General features: G+C 69.7%; 16 protein-coding genes and 1 pseudogene. 8 read left to right on the forward strand and 9 right to left on the reverse strand.

Features of this window, described 5'->3' with window-relative positions; all coding sequences use genetic code 11:
- Positions 1-5: 5 nt before the first annotated feature.
- Entirely contained in the window at positions 6-2,150 is a 2,145-nt protein-coding gene (locus AC1DCT_RS02755; protein WP_477427747.1) for a 3-hydroxyacyl-CoA dehydrogenase NAD-binding domain-containing protein, read from the forward strand.
- Between the two features lie 64 nt (positions 2,151-2,214).
- Here AC1DCT_RS02755 and AC1DCT_RS02760 read toward each other — a convergent pair whose 3' ends face one another.
- The 3 genes from AC1DCT_RS02760 to AC1DCT_RS02770 are packed head-to-tail and all read right to left on the reverse strand — an operon-like array spanning position 2,215 to position 6,401.
- Positions 2,215-3,840 carry a GMC oxidoreductase gene (locus AC1DCT_RS02760; RefSeq protein ID WP_477427327.1) on the reverse strand — a complete coding sequence of 542 codons (1,626 nt, stop codon included), beginning with the start codon at positions 3,838-3,840 and terminating at the stop codon, positions 2,215-2,217.
- The gene (locus AC1DCT_RS02765) at positions 3,837-4,739 is read right to left on the reverse strand and encodes a diacylglycerol/lipid kinase family protein (RefSeq protein ID WP_477427329.1); all 903 of its coding nucleotides are present in this window, start codon (positions 4,737-4,739) and stop codon (positions 3,837-3,839) included. The genes AC1DCT_RS02760 and AC1DCT_RS02765 overlap by 4 nt, the downstream gene beginning before the upstream one ends.
- A 3-nt stretch (positions 4,740-4,742) precedes the next feature.
- Positions 4,743-6,401 carry an FAD-binding oxidoreductase gene (locus AC1DCT_RS02770; protein ID WP_477427331.1) on the reverse strand — a complete coding sequence of 553 codons (1,659 nt, stop codon included), beginning with the start codon at positions 6,399-6,401 and terminating at the stop codon, positions 4,743-4,745.
- A 20-nt stretch (positions 6,402-6,421) separates the two neighbouring features.
- Between AC1DCT_RS02770 and AC1DCT_RS02775 the strand changes: the two are divergent.
- From AC1DCT_RS02775 to AC1DCT_RS02795, 5 genes and pseudogenes are all read left to right on the forward strand, one after another.
- Positions 6,422-6,562: pseudogene (locus tag AC1DCT_RS02775) on the forward strand (TetR family transcriptional regulator); the annotation flags it as partial.
- A gap of 137 nt (positions 6,563-6,699) precedes the next feature.
- Entirely contained in the window at positions 6,700-7,020 is a 321-nt protein-coding gene (locus AC1DCT_RS02780) for a hypothetical protein (RefSeq protein WP_477427759.1), read from the forward strand.
- Positions 7,017-8,543: a glycerol-3-phosphate dehydrogenase/oxidase gene (locus AC1DCT_RS02785; RefSeq protein WP_477427333.1), complete on the forward strand. Its 1,527-nt coding sequence runs from the start codon at positions 7,017-7,019 to the stop codon at positions 8,541-8,543. Before AC1DCT_RS02780 ends, AC1DCT_RS02785 begins: the two co-directional genes overlap by 4 nt.
- A 66-nt stretch (positions 8,544-8,609) precedes the next feature.
- Positions 8,610-9,302: a TetR/AcrR family transcriptional regulator gene (locus tag AC1DCT_RS02790; RefSeq protein WP_477427335.1), complete on the forward strand. Its 693-nt coding sequence runs from the start codon at positions 8,610-8,612 to the stop codon at positions 9,300-9,302.
- A complete protein-coding gene (locus AC1DCT_RS02795; protein ID WP_477427337.1) occupies positions 9,299-9,910 on the forward strand; it encodes a hypothetical protein in 612 nt (203 codons plus the stop codon). The genes AC1DCT_RS02790 and AC1DCT_RS02795 overlap by 4 nt, the downstream gene beginning before the upstream one ends.
- A 21-nt stretch (positions 9,911-9,931) precedes the next feature.
- Here the strand turns inward: AC1DCT_RS02795 and dxs are convergent, their stop codons facing one another.
- Together dxs and AC1DCT_RS02805 are read right to left on the reverse strand one after the other, a co-directional pair.
- Positions 9,932-11,914: a 1-deoxy-D-xylulose-5-phosphate synthase gene (dxs, locus tag AC1DCT_RS02800; protein WP_477427339.1), complete on the reverse strand. Its 1,983-nt coding sequence runs from the start codon at positions 11,912-11,914 to the stop codon at positions 9,932-9,934.
- 61 nt (positions 11,915-11,975) lie between these two features.
- Positions 11,976-13,286 carry a citrate/2-methylcitrate synthase gene (locus tag AC1DCT_RS02805; protein ID WP_477427341.1) on the reverse strand — a complete coding sequence of 437 codons (1,311 nt, stop codon included), beginning with the start codon at positions 13,284-13,286 and terminating at the stop codon, positions 11,976-11,978.
- Between the two features lie 102 nt (positions 13,287-13,388).
- Between AC1DCT_RS02805 and AC1DCT_RS02810 the strand changes: the two genes are divergently transcribed.
- Together AC1DCT_RS02810 and AC1DCT_RS02815 are read left to right on the forward strand one after the other, a co-directional pair.
- Positions 13,389-14,558, forward strand: a complete 1,170-nt coding sequence (locus tag AC1DCT_RS02810) for a citrate synthase (RefSeq protein WP_477427343.1) — start codon at positions 13,389-13,391, stop codon at positions 14,556-14,558.
- Between the two features lie 142 nt (positions 14,559-14,700).
- Positions 14,701-15,996 (forward strand): serine hydrolase domain-containing protein, encoded by a 1,296-nt coding sequence (locus tag AC1DCT_RS02815; protein ID WP_477427345.1) that lies wholly within the window; start codon positions 14,701-14,703, stop codon positions 15,994-15,996.
- Between the two features lie 59 nt (positions 15,997-16,055).
- Here AC1DCT_RS02815 and acnA read toward each other — a convergent pair whose 3' ends face one another.
- From acnA to dut, 4 genes are all read right to left on the reverse strand, one after another.
- On the reverse strand, positions 16,056-18,875 hold the full coding sequence (gene acnA / locus AC1DCT_RS02820; RefSeq protein ID WP_477427347.1) for an aconitate hydratase AcnA: 2,820 nt from the start codon (positions 18,873-18,875) through the stop codon (positions 16,056-16,058).
- Between the two features lie 175 nt (positions 18,876-19,050).
- Positions 19,051-19,827, reverse strand: coding sequence for a DUF3159 domain-containing protein (locus AC1DCT_RS02825; RefSeq protein ID WP_477427349.1), 777 nt, complete (start codon positions 19,825-19,827; stop codon positions 19,051-19,053).
- Complete coding sequence (locus AC1DCT_RS02830; protein ID WP_440731853.1) at positions 19,824-20,432, reverse strand: DUF3710 domain-containing protein; 609 nt, start codon at positions 20,430-20,432, stop codon at positions 19,824-19,826. Before AC1DCT_RS02830 ends, AC1DCT_RS02825 begins: the two co-directional genes overlap by 4 nt.
- Entirely contained in the window at positions 20,429-20,884 is a 456-nt protein-coding gene (dut, locus tag AC1DCT_RS02835) for a dUTP diphosphatase (protein WP_440731854.1), read from the reverse strand. Before dut ends, AC1DCT_RS02830 begins: the two co-directional genes overlap by 4 nt.
- Positions 20,885-20,888 lie beyond the last annotated feature (4 nt).

Below are 20,888 nucleotides of genomic sequence, written 5' to 3' on the forward strand. Positions count from 1 at the left end.
CCGGAATGACGAACTACGACGCGATCGACTTCTCGCCCATCATGGCCCTCACCGAGGGCGAGGTCGTCACGCACTCCCCCGTGCGTGACGTACGCCTGCCCTCCGGCAAGGTGCTCGCCCTCATCACGCTGGACAACGGCCGCGACCACACCCGCCCGAACACGCTGGGACCTGCCACGCTCACCGAGCTCGGCGAGACGCTCGCCGGACTGCGTGCTCGCGCAACGGCCGGCGAGATCGACGCGGTGGGCATCACCGGGAAGCAGTACATCCTCGCCGCCGGTGCCGACCTCTCCGACATCAGCCAGGTCGGATCCCGCGACAACGCGCGCCTCATCGCGCAGCTCGGCCACAAGGTGCTCGGTTCGCTGAGCACCCTCGGCGTGCCGTCGTTCGCATTCGTGAACGGCCTCGCGCTCGGCGGTGGCGTCGAGATCGCGCTGAACTCGAACTACCGCACGGTCGATTCGTCGGCCGCGGCCATCGCGCTGCCCGAGGTGTTCCTCGGAATCATCCCCGGCTGGGGCGGGGCGTACCTGCTGCCGAACCTCATCGGCATCGAGAACGCGCTCGAGGTCGTGATCTCGAACCCGCTCAAGCAGAACCGCATGCTCAAGCCGCAGCAGGCTTTCGAGATCGGCATGATGGACGCGATCTTCCCTGCCGCGAACTTCCTCGAGGATTCGCTGCGCTGGGCCGACGCGGTGCTTGGCGGCAAGAAGGTCGACCGCAAGAACGAGCCGGGCAAGATCGAGCGGCTCACCAAGTGGCCGATCGCCATCAAGATGGCCCGCGGCATGCTCGAGTCCAAGATCGGCACCGTGCCCCGTTCGCCGTATGTCGCGCTCGACCTGCTCGACAAGGCGAAGAGCGGCTCCCGCGAGGAGGGCTTCGCCCGCGAGGACGAGGCGCTCGCCGATCTCGTCACGGGCGACCAGTTCGCCGCGTCGATGTACGCCTTCGACCTCGTGCAGAAGCGTGCGAAGCGCCCGGTCGGCGCGCCCGACAAGACGCTCGCCAAGAAGGTCACCAAGGTCGGCATCATCGGTGCGGGTCTCATGGCCAGCCAGTTCGCGCTGCTGTTCGTGCGCAAGCTGCAGGTGCCGGTGCTCATCACCGATCTCGACCAGGCGCGCGTGGACAAGGGCGTCGCCTACATCCACGACGAGATCGGCAAGCTCGAGGCCAAGGGCCGCCTGGACGCGGACAGCGCGAACAAGTTGCGCGGCCTGGTCACCGGCACGACCGACAAGTCCCTCTACGCGGACTGCGACTTCGTCATCGAGGCCGTGTTCGAGGAGGTCGGCGTCAAGCAGGCGGTGTTCGGCGAGATCGAGAAGATCGTCGCCGAGGACGCGATCCTCGCGACCAACACCTCGTCGCTCTCCGTCGAGGAGATCGGCTCGAAGCTCGCGCACCCCGAGCGACTGGTCGGCTTCCACTTCTTCAACCCGGTCGCGGTCATGCCGCTCATCGAGATCGTGAAGACGCCGGCGACCACAGATGCCGCCCTGTCGACCGCTTTCGTGGTCGCGAAGGGCCTGGGCAAGAACGCCGTGCTCACCGCCGACGCCCCCGGCTTCGTGGTGAACCGCCTGCTCGCCAAGGTCATGGGCGAGGCCGCCCGTGCCGTGTACGAGGGCACACCCGTCGCCGACGTCGAGAAGGCCTTCGGTCCGCTCGGACTGCCCATGGGGCCGTTCCAGCTCATCGATCTGGTCGGCTGGAAGGTCGCCGCGCACGTGCAGGACACCATGGTGCACGCGTTCCCGGATCGCTTCTACGCGAACGAGAATTTCCATGCCCTGGCGGATCTGGCCGAGGTCGTCGAGAAGGACAAGGGCGGCCGTGTGACCGGCTTCACCAAGGCCGCGGACAAGCTCGTGAAGCAGGCCGCCGGTTCCACCCCGACGCCGGCCGCGGAGATCCTCCGGCGCGTGCAGGACGGGCTCGCGCACGAAATCAGGCTCATGCTCGACGAGGGCGTGGTGCCGGAGGTCGAGGACATCGACCTGTGCCTCATCCTCGGCGCGGGCTGGCCGTTCATCGACGGTGGGGCCTCGCCATACCTCGACCGCGAAGGCGCCTCGGAGCGCGTGTTCGGCGCGACGTTCCACACACCCGTGATCCGCGGGATCGCGAACGCCTGAGAGTTGCGCGACCGATCCGCACGACGAAGGCCGTCTCCCGAGGGAGGCGGCCTTCGTCGCTTGTTCAGGCCTGTTCCGGCCTCGGATCCGCCTCACCCCGTCGCGGCCAGTACGACATCGCGCGTTCGGCGAGGGCCGTGATCGTGAGAGACGGGTTGACGCCGGGGTTCGCCGGGACCGCAGATCCGTCCACGACCGACAGCCCGGGATGCCCCCACACGCGGTGGTACGGATCGACGACGCCGCGCTCAGGCGCATCCGAGAGCACCGCCCCGCCGAGGAAGTGAGCGGTGAGCGGGATCCCGAAGACCTCGGGCCAGGATCCGCGCGCGGACGCCGGGACGCCGGTCTCCCGCGTCATGCGGGCGGCGATCGCCTCGGCCGCGCGATGCGCCTCGGGCAGATGGCTCGGGTTCGGGGCGCCGTGGCCCTGGGCGCTCGTCAGCACATCGCGCCCGAATCGACGCCGCAGGGAGAGCGTGAGCGAGTTGTCGGCGGTCTGCATGACGAGTGCGATGATGCCGCGCTCGCTCCAGCGACGCAGCGTCCCGAGTCGGAACTGTCGGATCGGATGACCCGCGACGGCTCCGAGGAGCGCGCCCAGGCGGCGATGCAGCGGCGCGTCGCCCGGCACGAGGACGGTCGCGAGCGCCCCCATGAGGTTGGATCCGGGGCCGTACCGCACGTTCTCCACGTGCGTGCGATCGTCGACGTGGAATGACGTCGTGATGGCCACGCCGTGGGCGAAGCCGGCCTTTTCCGGCACCGCGGTCGAGACTGCGCCGTCCAGCGCCTCCGAGTTGGTGCGTGTGAGCCGGCCGAGCGCATCCGGGATCCGCGGCAGCGCGCCCGAGGCCTTCATCCGGTGCAGCAGCTGCTGCGTCCCCCAGGTGCCCGCCGCCAGCACGACCCGCTCCGCGGTCACGGTGCGCCGTCGGCCCCGACTCCAGCCGCCGCTGGGGCGAGTGGTGACCGAGAAGCCTCCTCCGGCGAGCTCGCGGACCTCGACGACCGTGCGCAGCGGCTCAATCACCGCGCCACGACGCTCCGCGAGCGCGAGGTAGTTCTTCATGAGGGTGTTCTTCGCGCCGACGCGGCAGCCCACCATGCAGTTCCCGCACAACGTGCAGCCGGTGCGTGCGGGGCCTTCGCCGCCGAAGAACGGATCCGGCACGGTCTCGCCCGGCGCGCCGAAGTACACGCCGACCGGCGCTCGGCGGAATGTCTTCGCGACGCCCAGATCCTCGGCTGCACCTGCCATGATCCGTTCGACCGGGCCGGTGTGCGGGTAGTGCTCCACGACACCGAGCATGCGCTTGGCCGTGACGTAGTGCGGCGCGAGCTCGTCCCGCCATGGCGCGATACCGGACCACTGCGGGTCCTCGAAGAAGCCGTCGCCGGGCTGATACAGCGTGTTCGCGTAGTTCAGGGATCCGCCACCGACACCGGCCCCTGCGAGGATCATGACGTGCGGCAGCCGGTGGATGCGCTGCACGCCGAAGCACCCGAACGCGGGAGCCCACAGGTAACGGCGGACGTTCCAGTTCGTCTTGGCGAAGTCCTCGTCCTCGAAGCGACGCCCCGCCTCGTATACGCGGACCCGGTACCCCTTCTCCACCAGCCGGAGCGCGGCGACGGAGCCGCCGAAGCCGGACCCGATCACGATGACGTCCTCGTCGAAGTCGCTCATGCCGCTTCTCCCTTCGGGACCATCACGGTCAGCGACGCCGGACGCACCCGGATGGTGCACTCCCGCTCCGCGATCCGCTCTCCGTCTGCGTAGACCACGAGATCCGGCGCGGAGACGGTGATCTCGCGCACCCGGCGATGCGTCACTTCCGACCGCATCAGATGCCGTCCGCGTAACAGCAGGGGGAACAGTGTGAGCAGCCGGGCGCGACGCAGCGGCGCCACGTGCACGACGTCCAGCAGGCCGTCGTCGGGGCGCGCATCGGGGCAGATCGGCATGCCGCCGCCATAGCTGACGGTGTTGCCCACGGCGACCAGTGTGCCGGGGGCGTCTCTCGGATCCTCGCCCTCGCAGGCCAGCCGGAACCGGGTCGGCCGCAGGCGGGCGACCTCGATCAGGATCGCCAGGTAGTAGCGCGCGGCACCGCGGGGCCAGCGCAGCAGGTTCGTGCGATCACTGACCTTGGCATCGAAGCCGAGCGCCGCCACCGTGAGGAACGGCGTGGTCCGGCCGGCTGCCACGATCTCGCCGACGTCGATGCGACGAGGAACTCCGTGCAGCGCGAGCAGCGCGGCGCCGCCCGGGTCGTGTCTCGGCACTCCCAGGGCGCGAGCGAGGTCGTTGCCCGTGCCGGCGGGAACGAGCACCATCGGCATCTCCGTGCCTGCGAGCTCGGGCAGGATCTCCGACACGGTGCCGTCTCCGCCGACCACGACGAGCGCCTCCGGGCGTGCCGCGACGGCGACCCCGATCAGACGGCGCGTGTCCGCGGGCGAGGATCCGATGTGCACGACGACCTCGGCACCCGCGTCCCGCAGCGCAGCGACGGCCGCATCCGCCGCGGAGGCGCCGCGCCCCTTGCCGGAGCGCGGGTTCACGATCAGCGCGATCCTCGGCATGCCTCAGGCTCCCGCGGGTGACACGGGAACCGGCGTCGCCGCGCCGAGCACGGCGCCGGGATTCATGATCCCCGCGGGATCGAGCTCGCGTTTGACAGCCGCGAGGATCCGGATGCCCGTCTGACCGATCTCGTCCGCGAGCCACGGCGCGTGATCGCGCCCCACCGCGTGGTGGTGGCTGATCGTGCCGCCGGCCGCCATGATCGCGTCACCGGCACGATGCTTGATGTCGACCCATGCCTCCAGCACATCGACGCCGCGCGGGGCCAGCACGGTGAAATACAGCGATGCCCCGCTCGGGTACACGTGCGAGACGTGGCACATCACGAACGACCTGCGCCCCGCCTCGGCGAACCCGGTCTTGAGCGCCGCCGTGACCGCATCGCGCAAGCCCGCGAGCCGGGACCACGTCGTCGCCGTCTCCAGCGTCTCGCAGAACACGCCCGCATCCAGCAGCGCATCGCGCAGGTACGGCCCGTCGAAGCGGGTGCGCAGCCAGTCCTCCGACGCGCCCTCGCCCTGCGAGGTGCCGCCGGCTGCCTGCAGCAGTGCGGCCGTGCGTGCGCGTCGTACCGCCAGGTCGTCGCCCTCGAACACGGTGACCGCGCTCGCGCCCTTGGCGAGGGCCTTGCCGATCTTCCCCACCTGGGCGAGGCTCACGCTGGTCTCGGCCTCGTCGGACAGGCGGATCACGGTGGGTCCGCCGCCGTGCTGCGCCACCGCCCGCAGGGCTGCGGCTCCGGTCGCGAAGTCGGGGAACGTCCACGACTCCATCACGCGTTCGGCCGGTATCGGGTGCACGCGAACCGTGACTTCGGTGATGACGCCGTAGATGCCCTCGGATCCGAGGAAGAGGCGGGTGAGGTCCGGCCCCGCGGCGCTGCCCGGTGACCGCCCCAGCGCGATGTCACCGGTCGGAGTGGCGACCCTGATCCCGGTGACCATCGTGTCGAACCGTCCGTGGCCGGCCGAGTTCTGCCCTGACGAGCGCGCGGCGGCGAATCCGCCGATCGTCGCGTAGCGGAAGCTTTGCGGATAATGCCCGAGCTCCATCCCGTGCTGCGCCAGGAGCCGCTCCGCCTCCGGCCCGGTGGTTCCAGCGGCGAGCACCGCCTCCGCGCTCACGGCGTCGTAGCCGAGCAGCCCGGACATCCTGCCGAGATCCAGGCTCACGACGCACCGGTGCACACCGCGCTCGGGGTCGAGTGCTCCGACGACGCTCGTCCCACCGCCGAACGGGATGACGGCGATGTCGCGCTCCGCAGCCAGCCGCAGACATGCCACGACCTCATCGTGACCGCCGGGGCGCAGCACAGCATCGGGCGCGTCCTGGTCCTCTTCGCGGCGGCGCAGCAGGTCCGGTGTGGACCGGCCGCCGGCATGCCGGATGCGGGACTCTGCATCCGCCCGGACGTTGTCGATGCCGATCGCGGCGGCGAACACCTCCGCGTCGGCCGAGGTGAAGGCGGACGCACTCAGACGCACATCGGCGAGGGCGATCGCCGTCCGCGGGCGACGAATGCGACCGAGCAGGAGCGGCAGCAGCGACCGTACGGCGAACGGCAGATCCTCGGCCTTTTCGGGATCTCCCCAGCCGTTCCAGCGCATCGGCGTCGCCGGGTCGGTCGGATCGTCGGCGCCACTGCCGCTCAGGTTGGTCATGCGTTACAGTGTGACAGATCATGACAAAACGTCAACCCGCGTTCGAAGCCGCCCTGCCGAGCTGGGACCCGACGCAGACCAGAATTCTCGAGGCCGCAGAGGCGCTCATCGCCACACGCGGCGTGCGTGGCGTGACGATCGCCGAGCTCGCCCGGCGCGCGGGGGTGAGCCGTCCTACCGTCTATCGCCACTGGTCCGACGCCGACGACGTGGTCCGCGCAGCGCTGCTGCGCCGCGTGGCCGGCATGCTCGAGCAGTTCCCCGCGCCCGCGACGACCCGCACCGCGATCGTCGACACGTGTTGCGCTTCTCCGCGCTGTTCCGCTCGGATCAGGTCTACCGGCACCTGCTGGCGGAGGAGCCGGAGGCGTTCACGCGTTACACCCTCGAACGTGTCGGATCCAGTCAGCGTGCGATCCTCGCCTGGATCGCGATGTCGATCGGCGCCGCACAGGACGAGGGATCCGTCCGCCGCGACGATCCGCAGGCGATGGCAGTGATGCTGCTGCTGATCGCACAGTCCGCGCTGCTCTCGCACGGGACCGTGAGCGAACTGATCGACGAGCGCTCCTTCGAGCGAGAACTGCGCGCCGCCATCGACGGCCTGTTGCGGCCATGAGCAGTTCTTCCGGGCTGAACGCGCGACGACGGGGCGAGGAACTGATCCGCTCCGCCGAGGATCGCGTCGACCTGCTCGTCGTCGGCGGCGGCATCACCGGGGTCGGGGTGGCCCTGGATGCGGCGAGCCGAGGGCTGTCCGTCGTTCTCATCGAGGCGGAAGACCTCGCCTTCGGCACGAGCCGGTTCAGCTCGAAGCTCGTGCACGGCGGGCTGCGCTACCTCGCGACTGGCGACGTCGCCACGGCGAGGGAGAGCGCGATCGAGCGCCATCTGCTGATGACCAGGATCGCGCCCCATCTCATCCGCCCGATGGCGCAACTGCTGCCGTTCGCCCCCGCCGTCAGTCCGAAGCAGCGACTGACGGGCGCTGTGGGGTTCGCGCTCGGAGATCTGCTCCGGCTGCGCGCCCGCACGCCGCACGCCGTGCTGCCTGCACCGCGCCTCATCACCGCGCGCACCGCGGCGCGGCTGACGCCTGCGCTGCAGACGGAGCGACTGCGAGGAGCGGTCCTCGCCGCCGACGGTCAGCTCGTCGACGACGCGCGCCTGGTCGTCGCCGTCGCGCGCACCGCTGCATCCCTCGGGGCCCGGATCCTCACGCGGGTGCGAGCGCTCGCGCTGCGCCAGGACGGCGCATCCGTCGCGGACACCCTCAGCGGAGAGCGGTTCGAGATCCGCGCCCGCGCGGTGGTGAACGCGACGGGCGTCTGGGCCGGCGAACTCGACGACACCATCCGCATGCGGCCGAGCCGGGGCACGCATCTCGTGCTCGACGCCGCGGTGCTCGGCGATCCCTCCGCGGCGCTCACGGTTCCGCATCCCGGATCCGTCAGTCGCTTCGTCTTCGCCCTGCCGCAGCAGCTCGGCCGCGTCGTGGTCGGTCTCACCGACGAGGACGCACCAGGGCCGGTGCCACGGACGGCGGTGCCCACGGAGCCGGAGATCGCGTTCCTCCTCGAGGTGCTCAACCGCGCGCTCACCACCCCGATCAGGCGCGACCAGGTGCGCGGCGCGTACGCGGGGCTGCGGCCGCTCGTCGACAGCGGCGGATCCTCCACTGCGGACATCTCTCGACGCCATCTCGTAGCCGTCTCCGAGAGCGGTTTCGTGAACGTGCTCGGAGGAAAGCTCACCACCTATCGCCGCATGGCAGAGGATGCGGTCGATCGAGCAGTCGCGATCGCAGGTCTCCCCGCGGGGCCGTGCCGCACCGCCACGCTGCCTCTCGTCGGCGCGATTGCGGCTCCTTCGCGCCCCTCGGACGATCTGGACTGGCGCTACGGAGCCGAGGCCGGCCTGGTGCTGGCCCGCGCACGTTGCGCGGATCCGCGGGAGCGCATCGCCGCACGCATCGACGTGACGCGCGGCGAGGTCGAGTTCGCAGTGCGTGCGGAGGGCGCACTCTCCGCGGACGACGTGCTGGAGCGGCGCACCCGCATCGGACTGGTGGACGACGACCGCGCCCTCGCCCAGGGCGCGGTCGAGTCCCTCGTCGCAGAGACGCTCGCGGATCCCGACTGAATCGCTCGCAGTGCGCGCCGCGGTATCGCGATGGACGCGAGCCTCTCCGCGCGCTAGTCTTTGAACATGTTCAGTTCATCCGCGGACAACGCCTCGAAACCCCTCACCCCGAAGGCCGAGGCGACGAGAGCACGGATCCGAGCGGCCGCCATGGCCTCGTTCGTCGAGCGCGGGTATCCGGACACGACCATCCGCCTGATCGCCAAGGAGGCAGGCGTCTCCGTCGGGAACGCCTACTACTACTTCCCCTCCAAGGAGCATCTGGTCCAGGAGCTCTACGACCAGCAGCAGCGGGACCACGGGGCGATGGCGCGCCCGCGGCTCGAGGGTGTGACCGGGCTCGTCGATCGCCTGCGCGTCTTCTTCGAGACCGGCCTGGAGACCGTCGGCGCGTATCGCGCTGTCGCCCCCGGATTCCTCAGCGCCATGGTCTCCCCCGACTCCCCGATCAATCCGCTCTCCGTGGAGTCGTCCCCCGCGCGTGAGATGACGATCGACCTGCTCCGCGAGGTCGTGGACGGCGCGTCGCATCGCGTGCCGGAGGACATCGCCGATCGCCTGCCCGCAGCGATCTTCCCGATGTATCTCGCGTTGATCCTGCGATGGACCTACGACGAATCGCCCGGCCAGACGAAGACAAGCCGCCTGCTGGACACCGGGCTCAAGCTGTTCGCCGTGGCCCTGCCGTTCCTCCGCGTGCCCGGCGTCCGCGGCGTCACTCGCGACCTCCTCGACCAGATCGCCGACGTGCGGCCGTGAGCGACGAGCGGGTGGCTTCGCCTCGGACCGCCGAGAAGCCCATGGCGTTCGAATCGGGAGAATTCGCCAGCGGGGCGGCACGTGCCGTTGCGCTGCACCTGGTCCTGTTCGCGATCACCTCAGTACTGTGCAGCCTCGCCATCAGCGTGACGAGGATGATCGTCGAGCCTCATCACGCAGGCTCCGGCTTCTCGGGCGCATTCGGGCTTGTGATGCTGGTCATGCTCTACGCGGTGCCTATCAGTCTCATCGCCACACTGATCGGTGTACTCCCGGCCTGCCTGCTGGGTCTCGGAATGGTGCGCATTTCGGCGTTCCGCACCCACCTTCTGGCCTGGTGCGCGTTCGGCATCGTCTTCTGCAGTGCGGTGTCCGTCGCGGTGACCCACATCCTGCACGTGGACCAATTGACACCGTTGCCTGCCTTCGTCATCGCCGGTTTCGTGTCCGGCGCGACGGCGATCCCGTTGGCCTGGGCGAGAACGGCATCGCTCGCGCTGCGCAAGGATCGCGGGCTCAAGCCGCTGCGGTGGTTCCGGCGACGGACACGGGTCTCGGTCGGTGTCGACACCGAGTCGCCAGGATCTGCTCCGTACAGCGACCGCTGACGCCGCGACCTCTGGTCTCCTTCAGAGCCGCCGGCGCTCCTCGGCACCGCGCTCTGCACGGACGCCCGTCACGATCTCGACCGTCCCTGTGTGCAGCGGCACTTCACCCGAGGGGCGCGCGATCGGCACGCGGGTGCCGAGCACCTGCGCGACCACGTCCTGCGCGATCTTGCCGGCGGTGAGACCCGCGTCCTCGAGGATCTGGTCGCGGCTGGCGTGGTCGAGGTACTCGTCGGGCAGACCCAGCTCGTCGACGGCGGTGTCGATGCCAGCCTCGCGGAGCACCTGCCGCACGCGCGTGCCGACACCGCCCACACGGATGCCGTCCTCGAGGGTGATGACGAGGCGGTGCCGGGCGGCGAGCTCGACCACTGAGGGCTGCACCGGGATCGCCCAACGAGGGTCGATCACGGTCGCGCCGATCCCCTGGGCCTTGAGCCGTTCCGCCACGTCGAGCGCCAGCGTCGCGAACGGGCCGATCCCGATGAGCAGCACGTCCTCGTCCTCATCACGGGACAACACGTCCACGCCATCGTGCAGGCGCTCGAGCGCCGGGATCTCGGGGGTCACCGCACCCTTCGGGAAGCGGATCACGGTCGGCGCGTCGTCGACGGCCACCGCCTCCTCGAGCTCCTCGCGCAGGCGCTCGGCGTCACGGGGCGCCGCGATGCGGATCCCCGGCACGATCTGCAGCATGGACAGGTCCCACAGACCGTGGTGGCTCGGGCCATCGGGCCCGGTGACGCCCGCCCGGTCCAGCACGAACGTCACCCCGGCGCGGTGCAGTCCGACGTCCATCAGCACCTGGTCGAACGCGCGGCCCATGAACGTGGCGTAGAGCGCAACCACCGGATGCAGACCGCCGTAGGCGAGCCCCGCGGCCGCGGTCACCGCGTGCTGCTCTGCGATGCCGACATCGTAGACGCGGTCGGGGAACCGCTCCGCGAACGGCGCGAGACCCGTGGGCCGCAGCATCGCCGCCGTCATCGCGATGACCTTCGGGGTGCGCGAACCGACGTCGACCAGCGCGTCGGCGAACACGTCGGTCCAGCCGGTGCCGCTCGCCGAGAGGGGGGCCCCGGTCTTCGGATCGATCTTGTTGACCGCGTGGAACTGATCCGCCTCGTCATCGAGCGCGGGCTGATAGCCCCGGCCCTTCTCGGTGATGACGTGCACGATGACCGGCGCGCCATAGTCCTTCGCGAGCTGCAGCGTCTCGAGGAGAGAGGGGATGTCATGCCCGTCGATGGGACCGAGGTACTTGATGTCGAGGTTGGAGTACAACTCCTCGTTGTTCGAGAAGCGCGAGAGGAAGCCGTGCGTCCCACCGCGCACTCCGCGGTAGAACGCGCGCCCGACCGGGCCGAACGCGCGGAAGAACCGATCCGACTTGCGGTGCAGGTCGCGGTACACCCCCGCCGTGCGCACCCGGTTCATGTATCGGGCCATACCGCCGATCGTCGGCGCGTAGGAGCGCCCGTTGTCGTTCACGACGATGACCAGGTTGCGCTCGTTGTCATCGGAGATGTTGTTGAGCGCCTCCCACGTCATGCCGCCGGTGAGCGCGCCGTCGCCGACGACCGCGACGACGTGACGGTCCCCGCGACCCGTCGCGGTGAAGGCGCGGGAGATCCCGTCGGCCCAGCTCAGCGAGCTCGAGGCGTGCGAGGACTCGACCACGTCGTGGGCGCTCTCCGAGCGCTGCGGGTAGCCGGCCAGTCCCCCGCGCGACCGCAGAGCGGAGAAGTCCTGACGCCCGGTGAGCAGCTTGTGCACGTACGACTGATGCCCGGTGTCGAAGATGATCGGGTCATCCGGGGAGGAGAACACCCGGTGCAGGGCGATGGTGAGCTCCACGACTCCGAGGTTCGGCCCCAGGTGTCCGCCGGTGCGGGCGACGTTCTCGATCAGGAATGAGCGGACCTCCGCGGCCAGCTCGACGAGCTGTTCGGGGGTGAGCCGATCGAGGTCGCGGGGACCGGAGATGCCGGAAAGGATCGCCACCGTGTCTGCCTCCTGAAGCCAATCGTGCGCGACGAGTCAGAACCCGCAGCACCGAGCCAGCCTACCGAGCAATGCTGCCGGACCGCTGGACATCCGCCGCATCCGGGCCGACGTAGCGCCCGATCGGACGCAACCGCAACGGCGCGCGCCTGTACTCGTCCAGCGCATGCCCGCACCAGCCGGCGGAGCGAGCAACAGCGAAAACGGTCTCCCCGGCGTCCGCGGGCATCTCCCAGGCCAGCGCCATCACGGCCAGCGCGAGATCGACCGTGGGATGAAGACCGGTCCGGGAATGCACGACGGCGGTGACTTGATCGGCCACGTGCAACGCCGCTTCGGCCTGCGGATCCGCCGTCTCCCGCAACAGGCGCAGCAGCAGCCTCGCCCGCGGGTCGCCGTCCGGGTAGAGCAGCTGACCGAATCCGGGGATCCCCGCTCCGCCCAGGCGTGTCGCGGTCGCCACCGCGGCCGCAGGATCCGCGCCGTCCTGCACCTGCCGCAGGAGGGCGTGCACGGCGGCGCTCACGGCGCCGTGCAGGGCCGAGTCGAGCGCACCGAACCCGGCCGCCACGACGGCGTAGGGATGGGCTCGCGCCGACGCTGCGGCCCGCGCGGCGAGGGTCGATACCGCCATGTCGTGGTCGACGAGGAGCACGAGTGCGGCGTCCAGCACCCGCACGCGGGCCGGCGTCGCCGGCAGCGCGGTGAGCCGGGGCCAGAGCCGCGCTGCCACCGGTCCACCCGTCGTCCCGCTGGTCGACGCCCCACCGTCGTTCTCCTGACCGACACCGAGCAGCGGGAGCGCATCCACGAGTCCGGCGACGAGACGCGTCGCGACGCGTGCCACGGTCTCCGCACGGAGGTCGTAGCGCTCCGGGTCCTCCGCCGCGAGAGCCGCGACCGCCGCGAGCAGTCGGCTGAACGCCCCGGCAGCGGGCGGAAGGGCTGCGACCACGCGGCTCGGCGCTGCGCTCCCGGACCCTTCCAGCGGCAACGCGTCCCGCTGCGGCAGGTCCGTGCGCGCGAAGAGCCACCGTACGATCGCGTCGAACCTCGGCGACTCGCCCTCCCCTGCGACCAGCTGGTCGATCGGGACCCCGCGGATCCAGAGCTCGCCGTCCTCGATCAGCGCGATGTCCGTGTCGATGACCGCCAGCGGGCTCCCGTCGGCCCCGGCCGGGCGTGCCGCGCCGTGCGAGGGCGATGTCGCCCGGCGGCGGGCACGGGCGAAGCGCTCGACCTCGAGCGGGTCGAACAACGAGCCGTGCGCCCCGCGCTCGCGCGCGATCAGGCCCCGAGAGACATACGCGTAGAGCGTCTCCGTCCGCACACCGAGGCGAGCCGCCGTCTGCGCCGCCGTGAGTACGTCCATCGCGGGCTCCTTCATTGATCCGATCAACATTGACGATATCCGGATCCATTAGCCATCGTGAGCGAAGAGCCGCCATCCGCGACTCGCCAGAGAGGAGCCGACATGGCCATCACCATCGATCGCAACGACACGCATCTCATCGATGTCCCGCGAGGACTCACCAACGTCGTCGTCGCGGAGACCACGATCGGCGACGTCCGCGGCGCGGAGGGCTTCTTCCAGTACCGCGGCGTCTCGGGTGTGGAGCTGGCCGCCGAAGCCCGATTCGAGGACGCCTGGAGGCTGGTCGCACTCGGCGAGCTGCCCCAGAGCGGAGCGGACGCCGCAGAATTCCGCGCCCGCACCGCCACGACGCGAACGATCCCCGAACACCTGCACGGACCGCTGTCGGCGATCGCGGTCTCGGGTCTGGATCCCATGGCCCAATTGCGCACCGCGCTCGCTCTCGTCTCCGCCGCGGACGGACGGCGCGCGCTCTACGACGAGACCGACGAGGAGCGCGTCGACGACACGATCCGTCTCGCCGCCGTCGCGCCGTCCCTGATCGCGGCACTGCACCGGTGGAGCCAGGGACAGGATCCGATCGCGCCGGACGCGGAGCTCGACCCCGTCTCCGACTACTTGCGCATGCTCACGGGCGCCGCACCCGACGCCCGCCTCTCCATTGCCCTCGCCACGTATCTGACGGCGGCGATCGATCACGGCTTCAACGCGTCAACGTTCACGGCGCGGGTCATCGCGTCCACCGGCGCCGACCTCGCCTCGTGCGTCGGCGGTGCACTCGGCGCGCTCTCCGGGCCGCTGCACGGAGGCGCACCCGCGCGCACGCTCGACATGCTGGACGAGATCGGGACACCCGATCGTGCGGACGCCTGGGTGCGCGAGCGCGTGCAGAACGGCCGGCGGATCATGGGGTTCGGGCACGCGGTGTATCGCACGGAGGATCCCCGCTCGCGCTTGCTGCGCGGCGTCGCTCAGCGGTTGCGCACCGACGGACTCGCGTCGGACCGCGTCGACCTCGCCGTGACGGTGGAGCAGACCGTGCTGCGGGTGCTGGACGAGCTCAAGCCAGGCCGCGCCCTGCGCACGAACGTCGAACTCTACGCCGCAGTCGTCATGGAGGCGTGCGGGATTCCGCGCGAGCTGTTCACTCCGACGTTCGCATCGGCACGCCTGATCGGCTGGGGCGCGCACGCCTGCGAGCAGGTGCAGGACGGCAAGATCCTCCGCCCCTCGTCCCGCTACATCGGAGCGTCGTCACACTCTCGTTGATCGCCACCGACCCCGGGTCTATGCTCGGCGGCAGGCGGGCACGGGGACGCGAGCGATCGTCCCCGTGCGCCCGAAGGACCGGACCCGAACGGCCCGCCGGTGCGCTTGGACATTCCGCGATCGTGGATCCGAGGAGACGAACGTGAACGCGCAGACACCGGCATCCCGCGGCACCGCGCGGCGAAGGACGATCGTCGTCATTGCAGGCGCTGCTGCCATCGCACTGCTCGTGGTCATCGCCTGGATCGTGTGGCGGCCGGCGGGCGGGGCCGCTCCCGCCGCGATCGCGTCGTCCGCACGTCCGGACGTCCAGAACGCACGGGTCGACTCGATCATCCGAGAGGCCATGAAGGCCGACAGTCTCAAGGCGGTGATCGTGCGGGTCACGATCGATGGCAAGGTCGTCTCGATGCAGGCGTACGGCGACTCGATGACCGGCGTCCCCGCCACCACCGACATGCATTTCCGCAACGGTGCGGTGGCGTTCGAGTACGTCTCCACGTTGTTGCTGGAGTACGTCGACGAGGGGAAGATCACCCTCGACGACACGGTCGACAAGTGGATGCCCAGCCTGCCCGAGGCGAACAAGGTCACGCTCAGGATGCTGACGAACCAGACCACCGGATATCCCGACTTCGAGACGGATCCGGAGTGGACCGCGGCCTACAACGCCGACCCGTTCCACGAGTTCACGTTCGACGAGCGATTGAAGGACGCGTTCAATCGCCCTCTGCAATTCGAGCCCGGCACAAACTGGAGCTACGCGCACACCAACTTCATGATCCTCGGCCACATCCTCTCCATGATCGGAGGAGCTCCCCTCGACCAGCTGCTGCAGAAGAAGGTCCTCGGCCCGATGGGTCTGACGCAGACGGCGGCGTACAGCACGGCGACCGTGCCGGAGCCGGTGCTGCATGCGTACAGCTCCGAACGCCGCGTGGCCCTCGGCATCCCTCCGTCGATGCCGTTCACGGAGGAGTCGACGTTCTGGAACCCCGCCTGGGGCACGCCGATCGGAGCGGCCGAGACGACCACGATCACCGACATGGCGACGACCGCGGTCGCCGTCGGCACCGGCAAGCTGCTCTCACCGAAGAGCTTCCACGAGATGACCGATTCGACGTTGATCGGTTTCGGCACACCGCTCCCGGTCTGCGCCGGGTCGTGCTTCACCCAGGTCACCGGTTACAACTACGGGCTCGGGGTGGTGCGATCCGGATCCTGGCAACTGCAGAATCCTCTGCTGAGCGGCTACAGCGCCACAGAGGCGTATCTGCCCTCGAAGAAGATCGCGATCGCGGTGGCGACGACGTTCCTGCCGGGTGCCTTTGACGCGAACGGCATCTACGACAACTCGAGCGACCGGCTGTTCCGGCAGATCGCCACAGAACTCGCCCCGGACGACCCGCCGCCGACGCTTCCGGCGAAGAAGAGCTGACGAGATACACGAACGGGGCCGGCTCCCGAAGGAACCGGCCCCGTTGTGGTGCGCGTGGATCAGACCAGCGAACGCAGCACGTACTGCAGGATGCCGCCGTTGCGGTAGTAGTCGGCCTCACCGGGGGTGTCGATGCGCACCACCGCGTCGAACTCGACCGTCTGCTTGCCCTCCGGAGAGAACTCGCTCGGGGTCGCGGTGACCTTGACAGTCTTCGGCGTGGTGCCCTCGTTGAGCTCCTCGAGGCCCGCGATCGAGACGATCTCGGTGCCGTCGAGGCCCAGCGACTCCCAGGACTCGCCCGCGGGGAACTGCAGCGGGACGACGCCCATGCCGATGAGGTTGGAGCGGTGGATGCGCTCGAAGCTCTCCGTGATGACGGCCTTCACGCCGAGGAGGTTGGTGCCCTTCGCCGCCCAGTCACGGGAGGATCCGGATCCGTACTCCTTGCCGCCGAAGATCACCAGCGGGGTGCCCTGGGCCTGGTAGTTCGTGGAGGCGTCGAAGATGTACGCCTGCGGGCCGCCGGGCTGGGTGAAGTCGCGGGTGTATCCGCCCTCGATCTGCTCGCCGCCGTTGACGGCCTTGACCAGCGCGTTCTTCAGTCGGATGTTCGCGAACGTGCCGCGGATCATGACCTCGTGGTTGCCGCGACGGGAGCCGTAGGAGTTGAAGTCCTTCTGCGCCACGCCGTGCTCGGTGAGGTACTGGGCGGCGGGCGTGCCCGCCTTGATGTTGCCGGCCGGGGAGATGTGGTCGGTGGTGACCGAGTCGCCCAGAGTCGCCAGCACACGAGCACCCGAGATGTCGGTGACCGGAGCCGGGGTCGCCTGCATGCCGTCGAAGTACGGCGCCTTGCGCACGTAGGTCGAGTCGGCGTCCCACTCGAAGACCGGACCGGTCGGCGTGGGCAGGCTCGTCCAGCGCTCGTCGCCGTCGAACACCGTGGCGTACTGCTTGATGAACTGGTCGCGCGAGATCGACGAATCGATGATCTGCTGCACCTCAGCGGGGTCGGGCCAGACGTCCTTGAGGAACACGTCGTTGCCCTCGCCGTCGGTGCCCAGCGCCTGGGTGTCGAAGTCGAAGTTCATCGACCCGGCCAGGGCGTAGGCGACGACCAGCGGCGGGCTGGCGAGGTAGTTCATCTTCACGTCGGGGCTGATCCGGCCCTCGAAGTTGCGGTTGCCGGAGAGGACGGCGGTGACGGCGAGGTCGTGCTCGTTGATCGCGGCCGAGACCTCGTCGATCAGCGGGCCCGAGTTTCCGATGCAGATCGTGCAGCCGTAGCCGACCGTGTAGAAGCCGAGGCCCTCGAGGTCCTTGTCGAGACCGGACTTCTCGTAGTAGTCGGTGACGACCTTGGAGCCCGGGCCGAGCGTGGTCTTGACCCACGGCTTCTGCTTCAGGCCCTTGGCGAGGGCGTTGCGGGCGAGAAGGCCGGCGGCGATCATGACGGACGGGTTCGAGGTGTTGGTGCACGAAGTGATCGCGGCCAGCGTCACGGCGCCGTTGTCGAGGATGTACTTCTGCCCGTCCGGCGTCTTGACCTTGACCGGCTTGGACGCGGCCTTCGGGGACCCCGAGGACAGCGTGGGGATCTCGTTGGTCTCGACCTCTTCCCCCGGGACGGATCCCGGGTCCGACGCCGGGAAGGATCCGGAGTCGTTGATGTCGATCGGACCCGTGACGTAGTTCAGGATGTCCTTCTCGAACTGCGCCTTCGACTCGGACAGCAGGATCCGGTCCTGCGGGCGCTTCGGTCCGGCGATCGAGGGCACGACCGTAGAGAGGTCGAGCTCGAGGTACTCGCTGAAGCTGGGCTCCTTGGCTGCGTCGTGCCAGAGCGACTGCTGCTTGGCGTAGGCCTCGACGAGGGCCACGGCCTGCTCGTCGCGACCGGTCAGGCGCAGGTAGTCGAGGGTGACGTCGTCGATCGGGAAGATCGCGGCGGTGGAGCCGAACTCCGGCGACATGTTGCCGATCGTGGCGCGGTTGGCGAGGGGCACCGAGGCGACGCCGGCGCCGTAGAACTCGACGAACTTGCCGACCACGCCGTGCTTGCGGAGCATGTCGGTGATCGTCAGCACGACGTCGGTCGCGGTGACGCCGGCGGGGATCGCGCCGGTCAGCTTGAAGCCGACGACGCGCGGGATCAGCATCGACACGGGCTGGCCGAGCATGGCGGCCTCGGCCTCGATGCCGCCGACGCCCCAGCCCAGCACGCCCAGGCCGTTGACCATGGTGGTGTGCGAGTCGGTGCCGACGCAGGTGTCGGGGTAGGCGCGCAGCACGCCGTCGACGGAGCGGTCGTAGACGACCTTCGCCAGGTGCTCGATGTTCACCTGGTGCACGATTCCGGTGCCCGGCGGGACGACCTTGAAGTCGTCGAAGGCGGTCTGGCCCCAGCGCAGGAACTGGTACCGCTCGCCGTTGCGCTCGTACTCGATCTCGACGTTGCGCTCGATCGCGTCCGGGCGGCCGAACAGGTCGGCGATCACGGAGTGGTCGATGACCATCTCGGCCGGGGACAGCGGGTTGATCTTGTTCGGGTCGCCGCCGAGGGCGGTGACGGCCTCGCGCATGGTGGCGAGGTCGACGATGCAGGGCACGCCGGTGAAGTCCTGCATGACCACGCGCGCCGGCGTGAACTGGATCTCGGTGTCAGGCTGGGCCGCCGGGTCCCAGGATCCGAGAGCCTCGATCTGCGCCTTCGTCACATTCGCGCCATCCTCGGTGCGAAGCAGGTTCTCCAGGAGGACCTTGAGGCTGAACGGGAGCTTCTCGTATCCGGGGACCGTGTCGATCCGGAAGATCTCGTAGTCGGTGCTGCCGACCGTCAGGGTGCTCTTGGCACCGAAGCTGTTCACCGTGGACACGGATCCGTCTCCTTCTGTTCGGATGGAAGCGACAGTCGACACCATCTTGCTCGCCCGCTCCCCCGCGCGGCTAGCAAGGCGGGCCTTACCAGTCTGCTCTCGCGGACGGGCGAGCGAAAGGTGCTGATTTATCTTGACGTCAAGATAAATCTAGCACGGTGCGGGCGGCGCCGACTCACCCCTGACGCGTGTCGGCGTCCTGCTTCGGCGGGTACAGCGCACGCACCAGCAACCACGTCACAGCGACCATCGGCGCGAACAGCGGGAGCCCCATCACGAGCTTGAGCGTGCCCAGCGCCTGCACGTTGCCGGAGAAGTACAGCGGCAGCTGCACGGCCAGGCGCGCGAAGAACAGGGCGGCCCACGCGATCGTGATCCAGAAGAAGGCGCGGCGCTTGCGCTTGTCCGTTCGCCAGCCGCGCACGTCGCCCATGAGGAATCCGGCGGCGAGGCCGATGAGCGCCCATCCGATGAGGGCCGAGACGAGCAGCACCGTGCCGTAGAGCGCGTTGGTGAAGAAGCCGGGCACGAAGTTGTCCTGGCCACGCCCCGTCCACAGTGCGAGTCCTGCGGCGACCGCGACGGCGACGAGCCCGCCGAGCGCCGAAGCGGCCGGCGAACGCTGCAGCAGGCGGACCACGGAGAAGATCGCGGCGAGCCCGACCGACACGATCAGCGAGAGCCAGAGCGGATCCGGTCGAAGTGTGTAGATGATGAGAAATGCAGCGCTGGGCAGCACGGACTCGAGCACTCCGCGCCAGCCTCCCATCGCGCTCCACACGACGTGCCCCGTGCTGGCACCGGAGTTCGGATCGATGCCGAGACGCTGCGCGGCGCCGCCGAGCGCGGCCCCGAGGCTCTGCGCGGCATCGGGCGCCGGGGGCGGCGCGTACCGATCCTCGGGAGCACCCTCGGACCCGCGCTCCGCGTCGTCCGGCCGCGACGTGCTCACGCCGTGCCGGGGGCCGCGGGCATGCGCAGGGGGATGAGATCGCGCGGGGGCATGGGGGCTCCGCCGCGCACCACGACGATCGAGCGGAACAGGTCCTCGACGGCAGCGGCCGCAGTCTCGTCGGATGCCGCGGCTCCGCCGATCACGCCCCGCAGGAACCAGCGCGGACCGTCGACGCCCACGAACCGGGCGAGACGCGTGACAGCTGCGTCGCCGGCGACAGCGGGGATCTCCGCCAGCAGTTCGGCACCCAGGGCGCCTTCACGCTCGGTGACGGTGCCGCCCTGCTGCGAGATCTGCTCCTGGATCTGCGCGCGCGTCTCGTCCCACAGCCCACTCGAGCGGGGCGCCGCGAACGGCTGCACCTGCAGGGTCGAGTCGGCGTAGTCGAGGCCCACGGCGACGATGCGCTGCGTCTGCTCCTCCACTTCGAGGCGGAGGTTCAGCCCCTCACGCGGAAGGATCTTGATGGCGCCGAGGTCGATGTAGGGACGGACCGGGTTGGCCTCGCTCTCGTCGAACGGGCCGTCGACCGCGCGGTCGCGGACGGGCGCCTCCGAGGCGTCCTCCACGGGCTCGATCCCGGACGTGGTGTCGTCGCTCATGCGTTCTCCTGGCTCTGGGTCTGATAGCCGGTGGATCCGAATCCGCCTGCTCCGCGCACCGATTCGTCCAGTGCGTCGACCGGGATGAACCGGGCTCGGGTGACGGGCATGACGATCAGCTGGGCGATCCGATCACCGACCGCGACATCGTACGCCGCATTGCTGTCGGTGTTCAGCAGGCTCACCTTGATCTCCCCGCGATAGCCGGCGTCCACGGTGCCCGGGGCGTTGACGACGGTGATGCCGTGCTTGGCCGCGAGACCGCTGCGCGGGACGACGAACGCGGCGAAACCCTCGGGAAGCGCGATGCTCACGCCGGTGCCGACCAGCGCGCGCTGCCCGGGCTCGAGCCGCAGCGCCTCGGTCGAGACGAGGTCGGCTCCGGCGTCGCCGGGGTGGGCGTAGACGGGAAGCTGGGGCGCGATAATGGGAACGTCCACGGATTCGGTCACGGAA

The organism is Microbacterium sp. 10L49 (genome assembly GCF_056395125.1).